Below are 686 nucleotides of genomic sequence, written 5' to 3' on the forward strand. Positions count from 1 at the left end.
AATAGGCAAGTGAACAATTTGCCATCAGTTGAAAGTCGGGTGCGTGTGCAGGTAGAACAGAAGGCTTGCGTTACACTGGATATAACCCCAATTTCGCCGCTACCATCGGCATAATTCCAACGTTTGGCAACTTCACCGCTGTAGTTGGACTGTGCTTGGACAAGCGGCATATCAGCATTGACCATACGTATAATCTCAGCCGAAGAAATAACATCCTTCATGCGCCAACCATTAGAAGAACCCACATCCATGAATTCGATAAAGCGGACAATATGCCCGCTGCCTTTGAAATGCCGCGCCATGGCAACGACATCTTGATCATTGACACCCTTCTTAACCACCATGTTAATTTTAATGGCGCTAAAACCAGCATCATGTGCCGCATCGATCCCCTTTAATACATCGGCTACAGGGAAGTTAACGTCGTTCATAGCCCGGAATGTCACCTCATCAAGAGAGTCGAGGGAAACGGTAATCCGATTAAGGCCTGCGGCTTTAAGCGCTTTTACTTTCTTGGGTAATAACGTGGCATTGGTAGTAAGCGCGATATCAAGTGGCTTGTCGTTTGGTGTTTTTAAGGCGGCCAGCATTTCAACCAACACCTCGAGGTTTTTACGTAGTAGGGGTTCGCCACCGGTAAGACGAATTTTTGTAACACCGTGTGCAACAAACAGTCGCGCCATGCG

1 protein-coding gene is annotated in these 686 nt (G+C 47.4%); it reads right to left on the reverse strand.

Features of this window, described 5'->3' with window-relative positions; genetic code table 11:
• Positions 1-686: GTP 3',8-cyclase MoaA (locus H4J67_RS19980; protein WP_182204910.1), on the reverse strand; the 686-nt coding region annotated here is incomplete at both ends.

Source organism: Colwellia sp. BRX10-4 (assembly GCF_014077465.1).
Lineage (GTDB): Bacteria > Pseudomonadota > Gammaproteobacteria > Enterobacterales > Alteromonadaceae > Colwellia_A.